Origin of the sequence: Moraxella equi (assembly GCF_002027555.1) — a bacterium.
Taxonomy (GTDB): domain Bacteria; phylum Pseudomonadota; class Gammaproteobacteria; order Pseudomonadales; family Moraxellaceae; genus Moraxella; species Moraxella equi.
In genome coordinates this window covers 21,350-40,159 of record NZ_MXAP01000063.1, presented here as the reverse complement: position 1 = coordinate 40,159, position 18,810 = coordinate 21,350, and the positions used below count along the sequence as shown (strand labels likewise).

Genomic DNA, 18,810 nt, shown 5'->3' with positions numbered 1-18,810 from the left:
TTAGTTGAGAGTGGGGTATCTTGTTATTTTTTTAACCGCCCCGAATGGGGCTTTTTATTTGGAGCAAACCATGCAAAATGAATTAAGCTGGATCAAAACTGCACGAAACTACATCGGGCAAAAAGAAATCAAAGGCGTTAAGCACAATCCCATCGTATTAGAGCTTTGGGCAAGTGCATTCAAGGCAAAAAACCAAGCTGTGCCTACGGTGTTTAAAAATGATGAAACAGCATGGTGCGGTGGTTTTGTTGGTGGTGTGCTGGCGAAATCTGGACTGGGTCAGCACATCCCGAACAGCTTTGCGATGGCAAGAAGTTGGTTAAATGCTGGCACAAAGCTCAATAATCCTGCCTACGGCTGTGTGGTGGTCTTTTGGCGTGGCAACCCGAAAGGGGCAAGCGGTCATGTGGGCTTTGTCGTGGGTCGAGACAAGGCAGGGAACTTGATGGTACTTGGTGGTAATCAAGCAGATGCGGTTAATATCAAGCCCTTTGCCGTGTCTCGTGTGCTGGGCTATCGCTGGTGTGGTACGCAAAGCCTGCCCAATACCAGCCGTTTTGCGTTACCTGTGCTTGCCAGCGATGGGCGTGTGAGCGTGAATGAAGCGTAAAAACACCCCCAGCCGTAATGGTTGGGGGGTATTTTTTTATTTAAATTATAAAATAAGTCAAAAATAAGTCAAATAAAAAAGCCAACCACCTAAGTGATTGACTTTTAAGGGTTTATTTGGTGGAGATGGCGACCACCGATTATTTTACATAAATCATTGATTTTTATAGATATTTTTAAAAATCGTCTGATTTTGTGTGGGTTCTGTGTGTGGTTGCCATCAATCACTAAACTATATGCCTGCTATTATAGCAAGTAAAACGGAGATTGACAAATATTTCAAGACTCATTCCGACTCACTTTCCCATCACTCGCCAAAACAGGCAACGCAAAGCGATGGGTCGCTGGAATGGGCTGCGTACCGCACCAGCGATAGCCTAGCACACGAGATGGGCTAAATGGCTTGATATTGACAGCGTCCGCTTGATTGCCACCTAGCACCATCAAGTTTCCTGCCTTGTCTCGTCCAACTACAAAGCCCACATGACCTGTTGGCGATTTTGGGCTACCACGCCAAAAGACGACCACACAGCCGTATGCAGGATTATTGAGTTTCGTGCCGGCATTAAGCCAACTTCTTGCCATGGCAAAGCCATTTGGGATATGCTGAGACAGTCCAGATTTCGCCAGCACACCACCAACAAAACCACCGCACCATGCTGTTTCGTCATTTTTAAACACGGCAGGAACTGGCTGATTTTTAGCTTTAAAAGCACTTGCCCAAAGTTCTAACACAATCGGATTGTGCTTGATGCCTTTGATTTCTTTTTGCCCGATGTAGTTTCGTGCGGTCTTGATCCAGTTTAATTCATTTTGCATGGTTTGCTCCATTAAAAAGCCCCATTCGGGGCGGTTAAAAATAACAAGATTATTTAATCAATGCTTTAACAATGTTTTTAATTTCGGTTACAATCTGGGACAATGTTTTATCAGAAGTGGTTAATTGCCAAGAGCGATAGACCGTGCCAAAAACAAGCATACCGAATGCCGAAAAAATCAAATAAAACAATGCTTGTGCATAGTAGTTCAAATGCTCAAAATCAAAATAATCAATAGTAAACTCCCCTGCAAACAAACCTAAACCGATTGCACAAGTGATTTTAATGATGATTTTTAAATTGAGGGTCAAATTGGCATTATCATCTTTATCAAGATTAATGTCGCCACTTAATACAAGACTGATTAAACCGCCTACAATTAACGCAAATAACTTGGTTAAAAAGGGCAGAACTTTGGCTAAGGTTTCAGGCATTTTCTTTGCTCCGATAAAAAGCCCCATTTGGGGCAGTGAGAATGATTGCATCATGTGAAAGGTGCTTTGTAGTCGATCCCTAACGCATTGTAGATATGGGTCAAATCTACTAGCAGATGCGGATAGTACCAAGCATAGAATTTTTGGTAGGGGTTTGTGAATTTTGACATATCTTGCTTCTTGGGTTTTCGAGCATAGTAACCGCCTTTGTCATGGGTTTCTTTTGACATATCGGCAGACATGATCACATTATCGGCATTATAATATCCCGTTATCGGGTAAGGTTGATGCCCAAATCGGCTCAGTGTCCTAAGCTCTTGGGCATATACTCCGCCCATTAGGTTTACATAGCCATAAATTTTATTGGGGTCTAACTTAACCCCATCTCGACACAACCCGATGACATTTAATGGCAAGGCTCGACTGTCGAAAGTCACTTCGCCCGTTTGTGGATTGTAGGTTTTTAAGCCCACCTTACCATCAACATTCAACGCAAGCTCTGGAATATCGAACATGAAAACTGGAATGTTTCTATTGAAGTTCGGTTTATCTACACCGATTTGACTATCGATATCGTCATAGTCATCGTTGCGTGCGTATTGCGTTTGAGAGAATATATAGGGGCTGATGCCTGTGCTGACTGGATAAATTGGCAAGGCGACTAGGGGAAATCTTGCCCCCCTGCCGTTTTTCGTCGACACTTTACCCCCGTTGTGTGATCCCGCATAATCGACGTGCGACAAACACAATGTGGGATAATTCGTATCAAACAGCACATAATTTCGCTCTGGGTCGTGCATTTTAACTTGTGCGGTCATAGTATGCCCCCAAAATTAATCTGTCGCCATAATTAGGCTCATACACATGAAGTACGTTATCTTCGATGTAATAATAGCTTGCCGATGTTCCTGCATTATTATCACTGCCCAAACGCTCTTTACTGTTGACGAACAGAGCGAAAATCTCGCCACCGCCAACATCGGGCAGGGGGATTTTTTTGACTTCCCCGCTCCGATGTGTCAGCTGCCCATAATAATACATGCCTAAAATCCGCACTGCACCCGCTTGGGTATCAAAGATGGGCTTGCCATCTTTATAAATTTTCAATCCTGCATTCATATGATTACCTGTGTCAAAATTTACAACAGCCCCATTTCTAGCAGTAACCGCCCTTGTGGGTCTCGCAATTCGATTTTTGAGCCTGTGTAAGTGAAGCTACCACGACTATCTTTTGTTGTTAGCGTACCGATATCTGCACTAAGAGCAGATAATGACCCGATACTCGCCTTATCAATATGAGCCAGCTTAATACTGGCATTGGCAATACTCGCACTATTAAGCCACGCTCCTGCAGGATAGCTTACGCCATCGATGGTGGTGGTGCGAGTAGTGAACACAAACGGCTTTTTGGCGGTTTTGGTTGCTCCAAAATAAATCTGGTCGGCGTTAATGCCAAAGCGAGAAGTAACACGCCCATTTTGCAAATCGCTCATCAAGCCATAGCCGCTGATAAAGCCGTTATTATCCACCGTTACCGCCTTAATCGCACGCATGCCATTGACCGACTGTTCGACATTGCGAATGCTGGTGGTTTGACCGTTTACGGTGGTCTGTAGGGTAGCGACTTTTTGGGCTGTTGCAGCGTCTTTGCCTGCTTGTGCTTGCTTAAACTCATCAAGGGTTGCTGTTGTCGCATAAGGCGACAAATCCACATTGACATCTTCGGGGGCGGGTGTCCAGTCTGTTGCGACTGTGCCAAGTTCAATTTGTGGGCGTGCAATACTCGCCATTTCTGCGGTAATGCCATAGACATCAATATAAGTATGAGCAAAACCTGTGATTGGTTTGGAGATAGTTACTTGTACAAACAAACGCTTATCAATATCTGTGCGAGTTCTGGGATTGTAAGACAAGATTTTTGCCGTAACTGTGCCGTCTGCGTGGGTAAACCGCACCATAAACATCATACGCACATTATTGGCAAGTTCGCTGACATTTTGCAACTTAAAATGAGCTGAAACAGTAAGCGTACAAGGCGTGGCAATCGTTTTGATGGCGTTGGACATTGCAAGACTTTGACTTCTCAAATTTCCCCCATCGTGTTTAGTGATGACAAAATCAGAATTCAATAAATAATTTCGCCCACCCACCGTCAAATTGTCAAATCTTGCATTTAACTCGTTTTGAGCGGTGGCAATCGCTCCATTCAAATCGCTTGTGGTGCGTTCAAGGCTTGCGATTTTGCCCTCACTTGTACCAACCCGTCCACCAATGCCGTTCACGGTGCTTTCTAGCGTACGCAGGGCTTGAGCATTGGCATTGTCGCCATTTGCTCGTGCGGTTTCTTCTCGGGCAAGGCGTGCTGTGATGTCGGTATCAGCCGATTTGTAAGCCGTGTCCATTGCAGTGATTTGCTGACTTAGGGCAATGTCGGCATCGGTCAAAGTTTGGCGTAGAGTTTCAAGATTGGCATTGACATCACTTGCCAAGCCCGCCACCTGCATCTGCCACACATTATTGTCGGTGCGTGTCCAGTAACTTGAAATTCTGACAAAACTGGCATTTTTGCTGTCAAAAGTCGCATAATCCCCACCCCTTGCGATGATTTGCCCTTTAACAAAGTTTTTACCATCGTCATACCAAATCACACGCAGATTGCCAAAATTACCATCAAATGCCCGCACTTCGTACAGTGTATTTGTTTTGACAGCGATAAAGTCGCTCGCACGGTGCGACCCCCACGGCTTTAAAGCTCCGCCATCATTTTCGTCCAAAAAATGCCCAAGCGTTGCCGTGCTTGCTTTGAACAAATTGCCGTTATCAAATCTCGCTCCTAACCGCTCAACACTCAACGCTTGCCCTGCCTGTGTTTGTTTAATGGCGGTAATTTCGCTATTGGCGGTATCGTTTGCCGTCTTTAACTGGCTGTATTTTTGCGACAAATCACCAGTCGTTACGCCCAATTCACGAATGCTTGATGTATGACCGCCTACGGTTTGCGTAAGGTTCACCAATTCTTGCGTTTTGGCATTTTTATCCGCTTGTAAAGCGGTAATATCACGGATTGCGGTGTTAATGCGGTTTCGCTCTGTTGTGATGTTGCTAATGGCGGTTTGCAATTCACGGTTTGCCGTGGCAAGCTGGCTGTTTAGCGTGGATAAATTGCCATTCACCGCACCCACCGCACTTTCAAGCGTACTAATCTTGCCAATCGGTGTGCGTAGCGACTGGTCAAGATGACTGCCATTAATCTGACCGCTGATAAGCTCAAGCACCTTGCCAGCATCCCCCGACGTCGTGCCAGATGCCCAAGCCGTCCAGTCCGAAGTGTTGCCGAGCTTATCCACGATTCTTGCACGATAAAACTGGGTCAAGTTGCCTTGTAGCCCTGTGATTTCGTGCTTGTTGGTCGGATAGGCAAATGTGCCAAGTGTTGTGATGTTACTTCTGCCGTCTGGCGACACTTGGATTTCTGTGAAGTTGGTGTCGTCTGACTTCGCCCCAAAGCCCCAAGCCAGCTCCATGCCAAATAGCACGCCAGTTGCACGGATAAACGCAGGTCGGTTTGGTTTACCGACTTTACCCTGTATCTCGGTCAGATTAGAATGCGTGGCAAGGCTTGCCTGTCCAAAGGCAGAAATAGCCGTTACTCGGGCTTCGTATTGCCCTGCATAGACTCCAGCGATTTCAATGCTGTTTGTGCCTGTTGGTGGCAGGGTCTGCCAGTTGCCATTGTCTTTTCGCCATTCCACTTGATATTTGACCGCACCTGTTACCTGCTCCCAGCCGATGACAAGGGTGGTAATGATCACGCCTTGATTGACCGTGTGATAGCTTGACAGATTGACCGACTTTGTGGGGGCTTGCACGGTCGGATTGATAACACTAATCGGACGCTCGTCAATATACGCCCCTGTATCAATGGCATCATATTTGGCAGGGTTATACTGCACAGCAGTAATGGTAAATTGGTGGTTATCGTCAGCCGTTACCGACAGCACACGAAATTTCATCGTGGCTAAATCGCTACTGTCTAGCACCCACACATTTTCCACGCCAATATCGCCAAACGGCTTAGCTACGGTAACGCTGTCGCCATTGACCGTACTGATTTGCCGTCTTTGGCTGATGCCGTCATTACCATTAATCACCAGCGTATCGCCCACGTTGGCGGTAATGGGGCGGTCTAGCGTGATGACGGTCTTTTTATCATTCATCGCAAGCACACGCCCACCTGTGGCACGCCCTGCAAACAGCTCATCACTAATCTCAATCACTTTGGCAGGGGCAGGGATATAGCCGTCCAAGCCGACCTTAAATGTTACCATTCGTGTTTCCAGCTGTTCGGACTTTAACGCCCACAAGCCAGCTCGTTGGGCTTGCCCACGAGAAGTACAGCCCCACGCTGAGATGTCAGCAACACGCACGCCAAACTTGGCAATGGCTTTTTCATCACGCACAAATTCGTATTCGGTCTTAAAATGGTTGGCAGGGTTGTCCCACGCCACCTTTGCAACCGTGTGGCGGTCTCTTGCCCGTGTGCCTGTATATTCAAAAATACCATCAATGACATTGGCACGGCTGAATGAATAAATGCTGTCTTGGGGAATGTCCGCATCTAGCACAATGCTATTACCGTCCCAGTAGGAAATTGCCCGAAATACGCCAGCAAGTCTGGAAAGTAGCTCAAACGCACCGTCCGCCGACTGGATATAGACATTGACGGTAAAGCGTGGCTCAGTACCACCCATGCCATCATCAACCATTTCATCACAGTATTGGGCGAGACGATACAAGCTCCATTTATCAATCATGCTTTGGGTCAGGCGACCACCCAGCCCATAGCGTTCGGCGGTACATAGGTCATAATAGACCCATGCTGGATTGTTACTGTACGCCAACTTAAATTGTCCGTCCCACATACCTGTATAGGTGCGAGCCACAGGGTCGTAGTTCGTTGGCACTTTGATGATTAAGCCCTTGCAACGAGCCGACATTTTGGCGACATTACTAAAACTCTCGGCATCGTATCTTAGCCCCAGCAGGGCGGTGTTGGGATAACGAAGTTTTAAATCAATCACTTCACTGATGGCAGCGATGTACATTTTATCTGAGATAAATTCGCTGGTAGCATTGGGTGTGATACGGCGAACACGCAGCTGCCAGCCTGTTTGTGCTTTTGGTAGGTCAATACGATGGCTACGCTCGTAAGCGTCTGATGTTTTGGCATTGATGGAAGTATTTAGGACTTCTGCCCAACCGCCGTTGTCGGTTTTGACATCGATGGCATAATCAATCTTTACGCCTGACACATCGCCATTTTCACGGTTTTGCTGACGCAACGCTCCCCATTTTAGACGCACCCGCAGAGCATCAAGGTCAAGATTATTAAAGGCTTTAACAAAGGGTGTGCCGTGTTTTAGCTCGACATTAACCGCCGTTTCGCTTGCCACATCAGGAAAGCCATCAATGTACTCTTGGTCGTTCGTGCCTGTGCGAAAATCCACTTTGACATTAGGAAAGTTAAACTCGCCATTGTCATTTTGCAGGGGCGTGTCTTCCAAATAGACGGATTTATAGCCATTTGCCAAGCCATAAATCTCGCCTTCGCCCAAGCCGTACATGATACTGATAAAAGTTTTGGACTGAGCAGAGTCTGGGGCGATGACGGGCTGTCTTTGTTTGCCACCGCCTTTTTTAGCACCGTGAATGTTCATTTTTTTATCCTTGTTATCTGTCAAAGTATGTCAAATTGGGTTGTGCTGTGGGTTACATCATGTCTTCTGGTAGCTGGCTTGCCGACAGGATAAATCCGCCGATTTCTCGCTCGCCATATAGAATAGGGACAGGATTGCCTTGTGCCACAGTCGTAACCGCACCACCAAAGCCTTTGTTTGCCTTGTTGCCATCTTGGTTGTTATCCTGAGTATCCACCTGTGGCATGAGCATCTGAGAAATACCGCCCACCATCATGCCAATACCTGCACCGATTAACGCTGCTCCAACAGGAGCAAAGCCCATGCCTGTCGCCACGATACCAGCGACCACCATGACCGCTCCAAGGACGGTTTCAAGCAAACCTGCTTTTTTTGAACCTTCCACCACTGGCACGACACGAATCACTTTGGCGGTGTGAGTCATCTCAAGCTCGCTCTCACCCACATTTTGCTTATCATGGAACACAGCAAAACGCAGTCCCTGCCTATGAGCGTTCATCATAAACGTTTCAAAGCCAGCAAGTTGCACGCACAAAGCACGCATGGCTTCTTTTGTGCTGCCCACTGCCAAGTTAAAAGATTTGCCGAATTTACGGGCTAAGATGCCGTGTAAGATGATGGTTTTCATGGCTGAATTTTCCCCAATAAAAAACCGCCCACGATGAATCATGAGCGGTTAAAATCACTGTTTTTTGATAACAAAAAAGCCAAATAACCCATACATTTTTTAACATTTTTGCAAAAAAAGTGTATAAATTACTTGACTTTTAATGTAGTATTTACTATAACATGTTTATCAAGACAAGGTGCTGCAACACCAAGCCTTGATAGGTTATCCGCCACCGACCTTGTGAAGTGGTGGCGACCTTAGGAGATAAGACAATGAAAACGCTCTTCAAAGTTATCATCATTGTTATCCTGCTACTACTAAGCAACAACGCTTACTAAGCAGGTAGCCTGTAAAGGCTGGGGCGGTGGGCAAGCACACCGCTTCACTCCTAAAACTTATGATTATCTTACCAATAATGTAAGGATTTGTCAAATGCCATCTACATTAGCAGGAATTATAAAATTGTCGTTAGACTTAATCATTGTATCAAAATATAGGATTTAATAAAATGCCTAAGATTGTCAAAACTCCAAAAACCAAAGCTCAAATTCAAGCTGACTCTGATGCCAAACGTGGCGTAAAAGTGGCAAGTTATAAATTTCCCACCGAATTTATTGACGAGCTGACCGTTTTATCCGAAAAAACAGGACTTTCACGCTCTGCCATTATCATGCAAGCTGTCAGAGCGTGGGGGGCAGACTACATAAGCGAATAATGACGCACCACAAACACCGTTCTATCTGCCCACCCTTTGCCATAAATCTCACGCACCGACTGCCGTCCGTAGGGGTGGTGCAAGATTAGGGTATTGCCCACGCAAGGCGGAGTAGTCTCACTTTTAAGTACACCCTTATCGCCAAGCCAAATCAAGGCGTGGTTAATGTGGTAGGTGCGTCCGACACGGCAAAGCAGGACATCGCCGTATTGCAAGCTGTCTTTATCCACTGCAAGAAAGCCCGCTGTTTTAAAATTGTTCTCGTACAAGGGTTCGTGGCTCTCAATTTCCCACCAAGCGTCTGTTCGCTCAAAGTCGGGCAAGTCCACGCCAAATTCACGGCGATAAAAATCACGGACGATGGCATAGCAGTCTTGCACGCCGTGGATATAATTTCGCCCCAGTAGTGGCGGTCTATACCCACATGGCTCATATACGCCAAAGGCAGGCTCATCGCCATAATCTTGCTTGGACACCGCCACGATGACCCACGGCACGCCATGTAGCTCAATTTGCAGTTTATCCAAATCGGATGGCAACACACCGCCGTCAGGGTGGCTATGGACGACGGCTTGTATCTCGCCCAAACTTTCAGCACGGGCAAAATCTTTGGGGCAAAGGATGAATTGCTCATTGCCTGTGGCAGTGTTAGTGCAAGGCAGGTAATTATCATTCACAATCACGCCACAGCACTCGGCAGGATAGCAGTCAAGGGCATGGGACAAGATGTCCGCTTTTAATTGTTTGGTTAATTTCACTCAAAACTCCTATGAACCAATCAAACTGCTGGCAGGACAACCGCCAAAGGGCAAGGGCTTATTTTTGCCAAATCGACATACACACGATTTCATGCGACCGCCACATTTATCCAAAATGGGGTTGTCGGTAGGGTTGTCGTGTTCGTCAAACATTGTCACCCCTGTATAGCCGCATTCTTCGCCACGATACTTGCCCACGACCGCCCAATGACAATAATTGGTAATCTCTCTGACGGGGATTTTTAAGCCTTCAAGGTCAATGAGGTTGGATAATTCAAAGGTAACTTGCTGGGCGTTTTCTGATGTTTTTTGTTCAACAAACCAAATCTGCTCTTTGCATTCATCACTTGCCTGTGGATTGCCAGCATCAAAATTGACCGCATCTAGGTATTTGGCAAGGGTGGTGATGACGGTAAGTTTTGCCCCTGCAAAGTCGCTAAACTGCAAGCAATACGCCGACACCGCACCTTGTACCCCTGCGATGTTATTGGCAAGGGTCAGCGTGGGGGTGCTCGCCTTACCGTCTGACCGCATTTCAAGCCCCGTTACATTTAGAGCTTGGGGGTTGTACTCTTTGCCACGAAAAGTAATCACGCCATCGTTTTTGTCGTGATTATGTCCGTGAAAGCGTAAAATGCCCGCTCCAAGACGGCTTGCATCCAGTTCAAACAAGGTAATTAGTCCAACTACGGACAATTTTTGAAAATCGGCGGTTAAACTCATATTTGCCCCACAAGTTTTGATTACGCTTGGTTTTCGTTAGCTGATTCGTCTTTTGGCTCGGTTTCGCTGCCTAGGCTTGCCGTCGGCACAGCTTCCACCAAAACGCCATATTCGCCATTTTTATAAGACACCACAAAAGCGGTTACGGTGTTTTCATTGCCAAAGCCTTGTAGTTGTTTGAGCTGATTATTCGCCCAAGCAATAATATCAGCACGGAACACGGTGGTGCGGGTGCGTTTGATAATGCCGTGACTGGGTTCGTTGTTAAACACATCAAAGCCTTCATCTTCGGGAAAATACACGATTTCTACCGTGTCGGCTTTTTCGCCGTACTGACTTTGCCAAGTGTCTACCTGCCAGATAAATGCTTGTAGGATTTGAGCTTCGGTGCGGTTTAGGGTGGTTAGGGTTTGATTGTCGCTCATTTGCGTACTCCATTTAAAAAGCCCAACCGTTTGACGGTTGGGGCGTGAAATGTCCGATTGTCGGACGGTTAAATTTGAGTTGGCCACAACTCGGCCAAAGAAAATAATTATTTAAAATCAATGATTTAAATTTTCGGCCAACATTGGCCACAACTGCAATTCTTGGCTTAAAAAACTTGTTCAAACTTTAAACTAATCTGCCAAAAATTGCCTTTTCGCTGTGAAACTTCATAATCTTGGCAAGTGTATTTATTGGTTTGCCCGTGTGGGTCAGTCCAAAGAAAAGGCTTCACGCCCCCATGTTCATCAATAAAATTCATAATTGGCACAATGACGCTGGTATAATCGCCCGTTTTTGACCCCGCCCAGTCTTTGCGTTTGTTGTTAATGCCAAAGCTGACACGCTGGGCATAGCCATCGCCAAACTGCGTTTTGGTTACGCTATGTTTGACGCTGGCACTTGCCCCCATGTTCATTTTCCAAGTGAAAGTTTTCATATTTCAATCTCAATAAAAAACCCACCGATTTACGATGGGTTTTAAAATCTTAGCCTCTGAGCCTTTCTTGATAAAAGTCAAATTGATGACGAATGGCTTCTTTAGTATCCTCGTCATAATCAGATGATTGCACCAGATTGTCTTTTAAATCATTCATGTAATGCAAATAATCATCCAAATCAATAATGCCTTTTGTGGCTAAATAAGCAATCAATCCAACATGAGCTATGCTGTCTGCGTGTAACTGTTTAACCAATGGTTTGGCGATATTAACCGCCAACTCTTGAATTTGTGCATCATTCATATTTATCTCCCATACAATTCGCCACCTTGACGGCGTGCATTCATAAAGCGTTGGTTAATCTTGGCATCAATCACTTTGCCAATCACCACCATTATATCGCCATTTTCATTTTTTTGCACTTCGGCTTTTTCGCTGGTGTAGTTGTTAATGATGACCTTGGTTTCACCCCGACCCTGCAAACGATTGAGCGTATTATCAAGGTTTTGGGCAGTGTGTTTTGGTAGCACTCGTTCGCCTTTTTCCAAGTTCCAAGTACCTGATTTTGGCACGCTCATGATACCATCGTGGGCTTGACCGATGACAGGATTTCGGATTTGTTGGATTGCCGATACAATCTTCATGCCCTGTGTTGTGGCGGTTGCCACACCTGCAAACTTTTGGACTAAGGTCGTGCCTTCGGCAAAAGCGTCCGATATGGCTTTATGGATATTTACAATCGCTGTACCAATGGCAAAAGACTGTTGCAGGGCAAACATGGCACGGTATGCCGATGACTGCTCTCCTAACATGGCTTTTGTGGTATTCGCCATTGACCCTAGGATATTATCCGCCCCTGCCATCACTAGGTTTTGCCGTACTTCGTGAAATGCCTTTTCTTGTTCAAGTCGGGCAAGTTGGCTTTCCTGCTCGGTGATGAGTTTGGCGTTTTCGGCTTCTTTGATGATTGCTAAGTTATCATCAAGCTGTTTTTTTAGGTCAAAATATCCCGTTACCGCACTACCGACCGCTGACCCTACATTATTATTTTGCAGGGTTGGCATGGTAAGCGTTTTTGGCATGTTTGCCATGGCGGACATGACATCAGATTGGCGTAACGTCTCAATCATCTGGTCGATGTACTTACCATCAAAACCCTGCTGTGATAAATCCCACCGCTCGCCTGCGTATTTATCGCCCTTGGTGCGATACAGATAAGTATTTTTGGCTAGGCTGTCTTGATAGCCCTTTAACTTTTCACGGGTTTTAAACAGTTGGTTAAGCTCGCTTTCCACTTGGATTTGGTTTTTTAGTGTTGCCAGCAACTCTTCATTTGCCCCCTGATATTTTTCGGTATTGGCGATTTGCCACTGCAAGATTTCTAGGCGGTTCATGCCGTGCGTTTGTAATTTTTCATCAATGCTTGCAATCTCATCACTGATACTTTTATTGATGTCGTTAGATTTGGCAAGGTCAAGATTAGCACGGGCAAGTTCTAACACCCTTGCTTTTTGCTTATCGGTCAAATCGGCAAGTTCGCCAAATTGTAGCTTATAGTCCAAATCCGCCAATGGGTTAGCATGATTTTTAAGCATAAAATGTTGGCGGTGCAAATCGGCAACGGTGCTGGTCAAAGCATTGGCTAGATTTTCGGCAACTTGTTTGACATCGCCTACTTTATCGCCCACGCCCAAAACAAAGCCTTCGCCTGCCCATGCCCCCAATTCACGCATGACACGGCTTGGCGAGCGGATATCTAGCAGTCTGCGTACACCATCTGGGATAAGCCCTGCGATTTGGCTAACTTTTTCACGCACAGCTTGAAATTTGCTACCAATACCGTTAATCAATCCTTGAATTGCGTCAATCCCTGCCTGTAACAACTGACCGCCAAGATTTCTAAACGCCCCCACAATGTTGCCGACCATACTGCGGATAATACCCACCGCATTTGTCAGTCCCGTGCGAATGGCGTTTGCCACGCCTTGCATATCCCCACGCACCAAGGCTTTGATAACATTAAAGGCGGTGGTAAAGGCGTTTTTGATTAGGGCAAATCCTGCGTTAAACACGCTGGCAAATACAGTAATGCCTGCGGTAAATATGGCTTTGGCAGAATTAACCCAAGCGGATAAGTATGCTTTTATCGCCTCAAACACCACGCCGATCACCATTTTTACGGCGGTAAATTGTGCCTTAGCAACACTGCTAAAAATCTCAAATCCTGCCTTGGCAATGGGGGTAAGGCTATCAATGACGGCAGTAATGACCGACTTAACCTCACCCCATATTGCACTTACCGTGCTTACCAAACCTTGCCAAGCTGATACAATGCCGTCAGATACCCATTTGGCAGTAGCGATAACACTATCCCAAACCGTTTGGGCGACCGATACTAATGTGTTAAATATCGTACCAATGTTGGCAACCATGTCTTGTACAGGTTGGGGCATGCCACCAAGCCAAGTCATAAATGATTGCTTAATACTATCCCAAACACCCCCAAACCATGATACGACACCGCTCCAAGCGGACTGCACTGCAAGCCACGCGTTATTTGCCATTTGGGGCAAGGCTTGCCACAACTCAGTTGCTTTTGCTTTGACCGTATCCCAATTTTTATAAAGCAGTACACTCACAGCGATAAGGGTGGTTATCCCTGCGATGACCGCCGTTACAGGAAACCCAAGCATGGCTAAGGCACTGCCAAACATTTTGACAAACCCCAAAAGATTGATAACGGGGGCGACTATGACAGCCACCATCTTACCCATGGCAATTACCGAGCCGATACCACCAGTGACGGCAGTAAAGGCAAGGGCAAGTCCACCCAATACTGCTACCAGTCCCAACGCTCCTGCGGTGATGGCGGTGATGGTCGCTACCATCTGTGGATTGGCACTAGCCCACTCGGTAAAGGCTTGTAGCATGGGCGTTAAAGCCTGCATGACACTGTTAATGGTTGGCAAAAAGGCACTACCCAATGCAATCTTTACCGCTGTAATGTTGTTGTTAAATACTTGCATTTGAGCCTGACTTGTCCCTGCCATAGACTCAAATTCTTTCATCATTGACCCTGCGTATTTGGACGCATCGCCCATGTCTGTTAGCTTCTGTATGGCGACTTCTTGGTTTTGGATAAGCTGAGCAAAGACAGGTAAGGCTTCACGACCGACCAGCATGGTAGAGACTGCCGACTGTTCATGTTCAGGAATGGTCTCACTAATGAGCCGTGTAATCTCCATAAGCGTGCCAACAGCATCTTCTTTCATTTTTTTGGCGACGTTTTCGGCAGATAAGCCCAACTTTTCAAATGCCACTCGTTGGGATTTGGTTGCATTCTCCCCTGCGGTCAGTTGCAGTGAGATGTTTTTAAGACCTGTTGCCACATTGGACGGGTCTATCCCCACAATCACGGACGCTAAGGCGGCAGTTTGGTCAGCGGCGAAACCGCCAAGCTCGGCAACCGCACCCACAGCTTGGGTGATTTGCATGATTTTGGCAGCGTTATTGGGACTGGTATTACCCAGATAGTTAATTTTGTCAGCGAGTGTCTCAACTTCTGATTGCGACATATTAAACGCCACACGCATTTCCGCCATCGCTTGCCCTGCTTGCTCGGCACTGATGTCAAACGCTGTCCCCATTTTGGCGGCAGTCTCGGTAAAGCGTGCCAAATCTGCTTGGGCTATCCCTGCTTGTCCTGCACTTGCCATGATATTAGCAAGCCCTTCGGCGGTCATGGGCAATCTTTGGGACAGAGCAATGATATCTTGCTCCATCGCTTTAAAAGCTTCAGGCGTGTCAAAATCTACAACCTTCTTAACACCAGCCATGGCACTTTCAAATTTGACGGCTTCATCCACCGCTCCTTTGATGCCGTATGCCATCACACCCAATCCAACCGCTGCTGCTTGCCCTGCACTTTGCAAACCTTGCAGGGCATCACGATGCACACGGGCAAATTTGTCCATTTTTTTGTGCATTTCGCCAGTCGACTTTGAAAACTTGGCAAGTGTATCATTGACTTTAGCAAGGTTACGGTCAAAGGCGGTCGTGTTGGCTTCTAGGACGATTTGTAGTTTTGAGATGACAGACATTGATTTTTTCCAATAAAAAACCGCTCAAAAGAGCGGTTTATGATAAAAGCGGACATCAGATTAAGTTTTTTTGGTGTTCTTTATAAATTTTTCGTACTTCAATAACATAACCAATGGTAAAATGGTACAAAAACACCCCCAATATCAATAAGGGAATGCCAATTATTGGAATTAAAAAGCATAGTGCAATCACAATTCCTATAAATAAAGCAAGTAGTGCTAGCATTTTACACTCCATACAAACAAAATGTATCGTAATACCCAAATCATACCTTAAACTGGTCTAACATTCAAGAACTTTTGCGATTAAACATTGCTATCATTGCCCCCACTTCTTCTTTTGCTTTTTGGGCGTGTTGTTCTCGCTCAAAGGCTTCTTTGTCATCGTCCGTCATGGGGTTTGGGTCGATGATGAGAAAATCCTGCACCGACTTATCCTTATCCCCCGCTTGCAGATAAGCAAGCAAGGCAAAGCCCAAATCGGTGCGATAAGAGCCAATCGGGTCTATCTCATCATAAGCGACCCACTCGGCAAACTCTGCCACCGTGAGCGTGCGTTCAAGCTCGCCCACGGTCTTGCCCAGATGGGATGCCAGCTTAAATAAAAATCGGCGGTCTTTGTCACTGATTAGTTTTTTTTAATGTCGGTCAGCTTCTCATCAAAGCCGTTGACTTCACTGATGGCGGTTACTAAGGCGGTCATGTGGTTGGCACTCATCGTCCCCAACTGCTTGATGTCGCCATCAGCAAACAGACGCTTGCCGTCTTTGTCGCACACACAGTGGGCAATCATGACAAGTCCTGAGCCGACGTTATCATCAGCATCTGCTTTTTTGGCAATCTCGCCTTGGTCTGACACGGTCAGTCTTTTGATATAAATCTCGCCAATGCCATCCACGTCTTTTAACACAAGTGGCTCGCTCACACAGATGATGGCTAACAGTTGGTCTTTATTTAATACATTCATAAGTTTTCCTTAAAATTTAAAATAAAAAGCCTATCGGCAGATAGGCTTTTGGGTTAGGGCTTAGGGTTAGACAGTCAATCTTTTGGTGACTTCGCCTGTGATGGTGATTTTGCCTTTTTTACGCAGTTTTTTCTTGGTGTCTTCGGCATCGGTGGTCAGCTCGGCAATCATGCCCTTAAATTCTCGGCTCTCGCCTGTGGCTTCGACAAATTTAAGTTGCCATACCAGCTCTTTACCGCCATCAAAACTGGTTTGGATAAGTTGATGCGTCTCATCATCAGGCAATAGCACGTATTCAAATTCAAGCTCCGCTTCTTCTTTAAAGTCCACAGGGGCTTTGACGGTTCGGCGGTCATCGGTGGCAGTGATGTCGTCTAGCACCTTGGCTTCATTTGGCACACCGCAGGATGTTAAACGTTCGACTTTTTTAAATGAGCCTGACTGCCCATCGGCTGAGACAAACAGCTGATAAAAGCTGTCTTTGGTGTTTTCTGCTGACATTTTTTTGCTCCTGTCAGTTGGTTAAGGTTAAGGGTTGATTAAGTTTTATTCTGGCAAAGTTTGCCAGAATTCATATTCAATCAAGCCACGATACAGCCCGTCATCATACAGGTAGGTCGTACCGCCATAGATGGACGGGGTAATACTGTCTAATCGCTTGACCGCATCAGCAGACAAGCTGATGGTCTCATCATAATCTTTGGTATAAACATCAATCTGCACCCGCACCCATTCGTGTCCTGTAATGCCGTCAAGGGTATTATCGGGCAAGTTGGAAATGATACTGTACACGATATAAGGCGGGGGCTTTTTTTCGCTCTCTGGCACGAACAGCGGATAACACCGCCCATCGACCAGATCGGATAACAGGCTGTATATGCGTTCGCTTGCGGTCATGGGATTTCTCTTTTTTTGGGCAATAAAAAACCGCCCATCATCAGATAGGCGGTTCAAACATACAATTTGGGAGTATGACAAAATCATACCCCAAACTGGTCTAAATTTCAAGTACTTTTAAGGTCTTAGGCGACTTTGGGCAGACGCTCCAAGTCTGTCTTTTGGCGGTTGGTGCAAGGTTTTTTACGGTCAATCTCGCCCAGATACGCCCCGCACTTTCTGAGTTTGTCGCCCAGACTTTCTTGCATATCAGCGATGATGGCAAGGCGTGTCGTGATTTCACTATCATTTTCGTCATCATAATACTCCATCATCATATAGATAAGAGATAGGCATTTGTTGATGTCACTGCCTGCTTCGTCCAACAGGGCTTTTGGGGTGGCAATCGTTATCATCTTACACCTCCTTTGCATTGTCAAGCGTGCTAAGAAACGGCGGATTTTTTAGCATAGACGCAAGCCGTGCCGATGACGCATAGTTAATGGCGGTCAAGGTTTCGCCATCAATATAAGGCTCATTAATGATAAGCTGTGGAATGTCTCTGGTTCTGACAATCTGCTCATCAGGCTCTAACACCCGTGTCCATAATACGCCATCGTTATCGTATTTGCCGACATCAGCTCTGTGCATCGGTGGTAGTGGCAAAGGGGTTTGGGGATTAAACCCCCTACGCTGGGCGATGGCTTGGAGCAGTAGCCCTTGTAGGTATTCGGTGGCTTGCCCGACTTGTTCAGTTGTTAGCTCGGATAGCTTATCCACATTAAAGCGATGATGAACAAGGTTATACACTTCGCTATAATCTAGGTAGCTTGCCACACGCACAAACCATTCACAAGTTTTCACCAATCCGTTTCGCTCTTTGACGGTGGACAGGGTTGGGGTATTTACCACCATTCGCTCATTGACCGCCACGCCTTTATGCCAGTAGTCGTGTAAGGCTTGATAACATTCTTTCTTGTAAGTGATGAGTTTTTCTCTGTTGTTTTCTTTAACACGGTTTACATCTACACCAAACAGCCAGCCGTTTAAGTAGTGGATTGGTAGGCATAGCAATTCACGCATTTTACCATCTGTGGCAACTGCCTTTATCATACAGGCGGTTGAATTTAATACTTCATCACGACTAATGCGTTGGCGTTGAGCTTCCCAATCAAGTCCGATATTGTCGCAAACGGACTTCATTGCTACATAAGCGACATTGTCTTTTTGTAGGGTGATTAGGGATTGGTCGTGAAAATTCACGATTTGGATTTGATTTGACATAAAATGTCTCCTGAATTTTAGTTAGCAAACATTACCCAAATAGGGTAACGGGTCTCAACTACCGATTCAGACGGCGGGCATATTTCCCTTACGGGTGTTGTATTACGCCTCTCAACCCGTCATAAGACGAAGGTGGCTATGCGTTTTTCTGTTCAGTTATTGATATATCGCAACAACTGACAAATTTTAGGCATAAAAATAACGCTCTAACGGGGCGAGATTTGATACCGCTGAATTTTAGTAGTGAGATTATACTAACTTAGGTTACAAAAAAAA

Annotated in this window: 21 protein-coding genes; 2 read left to right on the top strand and 19 right to left on the bottom strand. The window is 45.9% G+C overall.

The genetic code is table 11. The annotated features are described in order from the left end of the window. The first annotated feature begins 70 nt into the window (after positions 1 to 70). Positions 71 to 610, top strand: coding sequence for a TIGR02594 family protein (locus B5J93_RS06745; RefSeq protein ID WP_079325695.1), 540 nt, complete (start codon positions 71 to 73; stop codon positions 608 to 610). Between the two features lie 278 nt (positions 611 to 888). Here B5J93_RS06745 and B5J93_RS06740 read toward each other — a convergent pair whose 3' ends face one another. From B5J93_RS06740 to B5J93_RS06715, 6 genes are read right to left on the bottom strand one after another with little or no spacing between them, the layout of a single operon-like run. Beyond that, the gene (locus B5J93_RS06740; protein WP_079325694.1) at positions 889 to 1,428 is read right to left on the bottom strand and encodes a TIGR02594 family protein; all 540 of its coding nucleotides are present in this window, start codon (positions 1,426 to 1,428) and stop codon (positions 889 to 891) included. A 49-nt stretch (positions 1,429 to 1,477) separates the two neighbouring features. Further along, the gene (locus B5J93_RS06735) at positions 1,478 to 1,915 is read right to left on the bottom strand and encodes a hypothetical protein (RefSeq protein WP_079325690.1); all 438 of its coding nucleotides are present in this window, start codon (positions 1,913 to 1,915) and stop codon (positions 1,478 to 1,480) included. Beyond that, complete coding sequence (locus tag B5J93_RS06730) at positions 1,912 to 2,679, bottom strand: hypothetical protein (RefSeq protein WP_079325689.1); 768 nt, start codon at positions 2,677 to 2,679, stop codon at positions 1,912 to 1,914. Before B5J93_RS06730 ends, B5J93_RS06735 begins: the two co-directional genes overlap by 4 nt. After that, complete coding sequence (locus B5J93_RS06725) at positions 2,663 to 2,980, bottom strand: hypothetical protein (protein WP_079325688.1); 318 nt, start codon at positions 2,978 to 2,980, stop codon at positions 2,663 to 2,665. The genes B5J93_RS06730 and B5J93_RS06725 overlap by 17 nt, the downstream gene beginning before the upstream one ends. Positions 2,981 to 3,000: 20 nt before the next feature. Next, entirely contained in the window at positions 3,001 to 7,578 is a 4,578-nt protein-coding gene (locus B5J93_RS06720; protein ID WP_079325687.1) for a TipJ family phage tail tip protein, read from the bottom strand. A gap of 52 nt (positions 7,579 to 7,630) precedes the next feature. Further along, a complete protein-coding gene (locus B5J93_RS06715; RefSeq protein WP_079325693.1) occupies positions 7,631 to 8,206 on the bottom strand; it encodes a tail assembly protein in 576 nt (191 codons plus the stop codon). 490 nt (positions 8,207 to 8,696) lie between these two features. On the opposite strand from B5J93_RS06715, the gene B5J93_RS06710 reads away from it, so the two are divergent. After that, positions 8,697 to 8,903 carry a hypothetical protein gene (locus B5J93_RS06710; protein WP_079325686.1) on the top strand — a complete coding sequence of 69 codons (207 nt, stop codon included), beginning with the start codon at positions 8,697 to 8,699 and terminating at the stop codon, positions 8,901 to 8,903. Here the strand turns inward: B5J93_RS06710 and B5J93_RS06705 are convergent. From B5J93_RS06705 to B5J93_RS06650, 13 genes are all read right to left on the bottom strand, one after another. Then, positions 8,888 to 9,661 carry an NlpC/P60 family protein gene (locus tag B5J93_RS06705; RefSeq protein ID WP_079325685.1) on the bottom strand — a complete coding sequence of 258 codons (774 nt, stop codon included), beginning with the start codon at positions 9,659 to 9,661 and terminating at the stop codon, positions 8,888 to 8,890. The two genes, B5J93_RS06710 and B5J93_RS06705, sit on opposite strands and share 16 nt — an antisense overlap. 9 nt (positions 9,662 to 9,670) lie before the next feature. Continuing rightward, positions 9,671 to 10,384, bottom strand: a complete 714-nt coding sequence (locus B5J93_RS06700) for a phage minor tail protein L (protein WP_079325684.1) — start codon at positions 10,382 to 10,384, stop codon at positions 9,671 to 9,673. 20 nt (positions 10,385 to 10,404) lie between these two features. After that, the gene (locus B5J93_RS06695) at positions 10,405 to 10,809 is read right to left on the bottom strand and encodes a hypothetical protein (protein WP_079325692.1); all 405 of its coding nucleotides are present in this window, start codon (positions 10,807 to 10,809) and stop codon (positions 10,405 to 10,407) included. A 167-nt stretch (positions 10,810 to 10,976) separates the two neighbouring features. Further along, positions 10,977 to 11,306, bottom strand: a complete 330-nt coding sequence (locus tag B5J93_RS06690; protein WP_079325683.1) for a phage tail protein — start codon at positions 11,304 to 11,306, stop codon at positions 10,977 to 10,979. Positions 11,307 to 11,355: 49 nt separating this feature from the next. Beyond that, positions 11,356 to 11,610 (bottom strand): hypothetical protein, encoded by a 255-nt coding sequence (locus tag B5J93_RS06685; RefSeq protein WP_079325682.1) that lies wholly within the window; start codon positions 11,608 to 11,610, stop codon positions 11,356 to 11,358. A 2-nt stretch (positions 11,611 to 11,612) separates the two neighbouring features. Continuing rightward, complete coding sequence (locus B5J93_RS06680; RefSeq protein ID WP_079325681.1) at positions 11,613 to 15,407, bottom strand: phage tail tape measure protein; 3,795 nt, start codon at positions 15,405 to 15,407, stop codon at positions 11,613 to 11,615. Between the two features lie 55 nt (positions 15,408 to 15,462). After that, on the bottom strand, positions 15,463 to 15,633 hold the full coding sequence (locus B5J93_RS13510) for a hypothetical protein (RefSeq protein ID WP_158080702.1): 171 nt from the start codon (positions 15,631 to 15,633) through the stop codon (positions 15,463 to 15,465). A gap of 64 nt (positions 15,634 to 15,697) precedes the next feature. Then, positions 15,698 to 15,979, bottom strand: coding sequence for a phage tail assembly protein T (locus B5J93_RS06675; RefSeq protein WP_228144891.1), 282 nt, complete (start codon positions 15,977 to 15,979; stop codon positions 15,698 to 15,700). A gap of 56 nt (positions 15,980 to 16,035) precedes the next feature. Continuing rightward, a complete protein-coding gene (locus tag B5J93_RS06670) occupies positions 16,036 to 16,374 on the bottom strand; it encodes a phage tail assembly chaperone family protein, TAC (protein WP_079325679.1) in 339 nt (112 codons plus the stop codon). A 66-nt stretch (positions 16,375 to 16,440) separates the two neighbouring features. After that, complete coding sequence (locus B5J93_RS06665) at positions 16,441 to 16,875, bottom strand: hypothetical protein (protein ID WP_079325678.1); 435 nt, start codon at positions 16,873 to 16,875, stop codon at positions 16,441 to 16,443. Positions 16,876 to 16,920: 45 nt separating this feature from the next. After that, positions 16,921 to 17,352, bottom strand: coding sequence for a DUF3168 domain-containing protein (gp17, locus tag B5J93_RS06660; protein WP_228144890.1), 432 nt, complete (start codon positions 17,350 to 17,352; stop codon positions 16,921 to 16,923). Positions 17,353 to 17,396: 44 nt separating this feature from the next. Next, entirely contained in the window at positions 17,397 to 17,666 is a 270-nt protein-coding gene (locus B5J93_RS06655) for a hypothetical protein (protein ID WP_079325676.1), read from the bottom strand. Between the two features lies 1 nt (position 17,667). Further along, complete coding sequence (locus B5J93_RS06650; protein ID WP_079325675.1) at positions 17,668 to 18,534, bottom strand: phage antirepressor N-terminal domain-containing protein; 867 nt, start codon at positions 18,532 to 18,534, stop codon at positions 17,668 to 17,670. Positions 18,535 to 18,810: the final 276 nt, after the last annotated feature.

Bases quoted from the DNA above. Each gene is read 5' to 3' on its own strand.
- B5J93_RS06665 (WP_079325678.1), bottom strand. From the start codon at position 16,875: ATGTCAGCAGAAAACACCAAAGACAGCTTTTATCAGCTGTTTGTCTCA.
- B5J93_RS06680 (WP_079325681.1), bottom strand. From the start codon at position 15,407: ATGTCTGTCATCTCAAAACTACAAATCGTCCTAGAAGCCAACACGACC.
- B5J93_RS06740 (WP_079325694.1), bottom strand. From the start codon at position 1,428: ATGCAAAATGAATTAAACTGGATCAAGACCGCACGAAACTACATCGGG.
- B5J93_RS06685 (WP_079325682.1), bottom strand. From the start codon at position 11,610: ATGAATGATGCACAAATTCAAGAGTTGGCGGTTAATATCGCCAAACCA.
- B5J93_RS06725 (WP_079325688.1), bottom strand. From the start codon at position 2,980: ATGAATGCAGGATTGAAAATTTATAAAGATGGCAAGCCCATCTTTGAT.
- B5J93_RS06650 (WP_079325675.1), bottom strand. From the start codon at position 18,534: ATGTCAAATCAAATCCAAATCGTGAATTTTCACGACCAATCCCTAATC.
- B5J93_RS06710 (WP_079325686.1), top strand. From the start codon at position 8,697: ATGCCTAAGATTGTCAAAACTCCAAAAACCAAAGCTCAAATTCAAGCT.
- B5J93_RS06695 (WP_079325692.1), bottom strand. From the start codon at position 10,809: ATGAGCGACAATCAAACCCTAACCACCCTAAACCGCACCGAAGCTCAA.
- B5J93_RS06670 (WP_079325679.1), bottom strand. From the start codon at position 16,374: ATGAATGTATTAAATAAAGACCAACTGTTAGCCATCATCTGTGTGAGC.
- B5J93_RS06715 (WP_079325693.1), bottom strand. From the start codon at position 8,206: ATGAAAACCATCATCTTACACGGCATCTTAGCCCGTAAATTCGGCAAA.
- B5J93_RS06720 (WP_079325687.1), bottom strand. From the start codon at position 7,578: ATGAACATTCACGGTGCTAAAAAAGGCGGTGGCAAACAAAGACAGCCC.
- B5J93_RS06735 (WP_079325690.1), bottom strand. From the start codon at position 1,915: ATGATGCAATCATTCTCACTGCCCCAAATGGGGCTTTTTATCGGAGCA.
- B5J93_RS06745 (WP_079325695.1), top strand. From the start codon at position 71: ATGCAAAATGAATTAAGCTGGATCAAAACTGCACGAAACTACATCGGG.
- B5J93_RS06690 (WP_079325683.1), bottom strand. From the start codon at position 11,306: ATGAAAACTTTCACTTGGAAAATGAACATGGGGGCAAGTGCCAGCGTC.
- B5J93_RS13510 (WP_158080702.1), bottom strand. From the start codon at position 15,633: ATGCTAGCACTACTTGCTTTATTTATAGGAATTGTGATTGCACTATGC.
- B5J93_RS06700 (WP_079325684.1), bottom strand. From the start codon at position 10,384: ATGAGTTTAACCGCCGATTTTCAAAAATTGTCCGTAGTTGGACTAATT.
- B5J93_RS06730 (WP_079325689.1), bottom strand. From the start codon at position 2,679: ATGACCGCACAAGTTAAAATGCACGACCCAGAGCGAAATTATGTGCTG.
- B5J93_RS06655 (WP_079325676.1), bottom strand. From the start codon at position 17,666: ATGATAACGATTGCCACCCCAAAAGCCCTGTTGGACGAAGCAGGCAGT.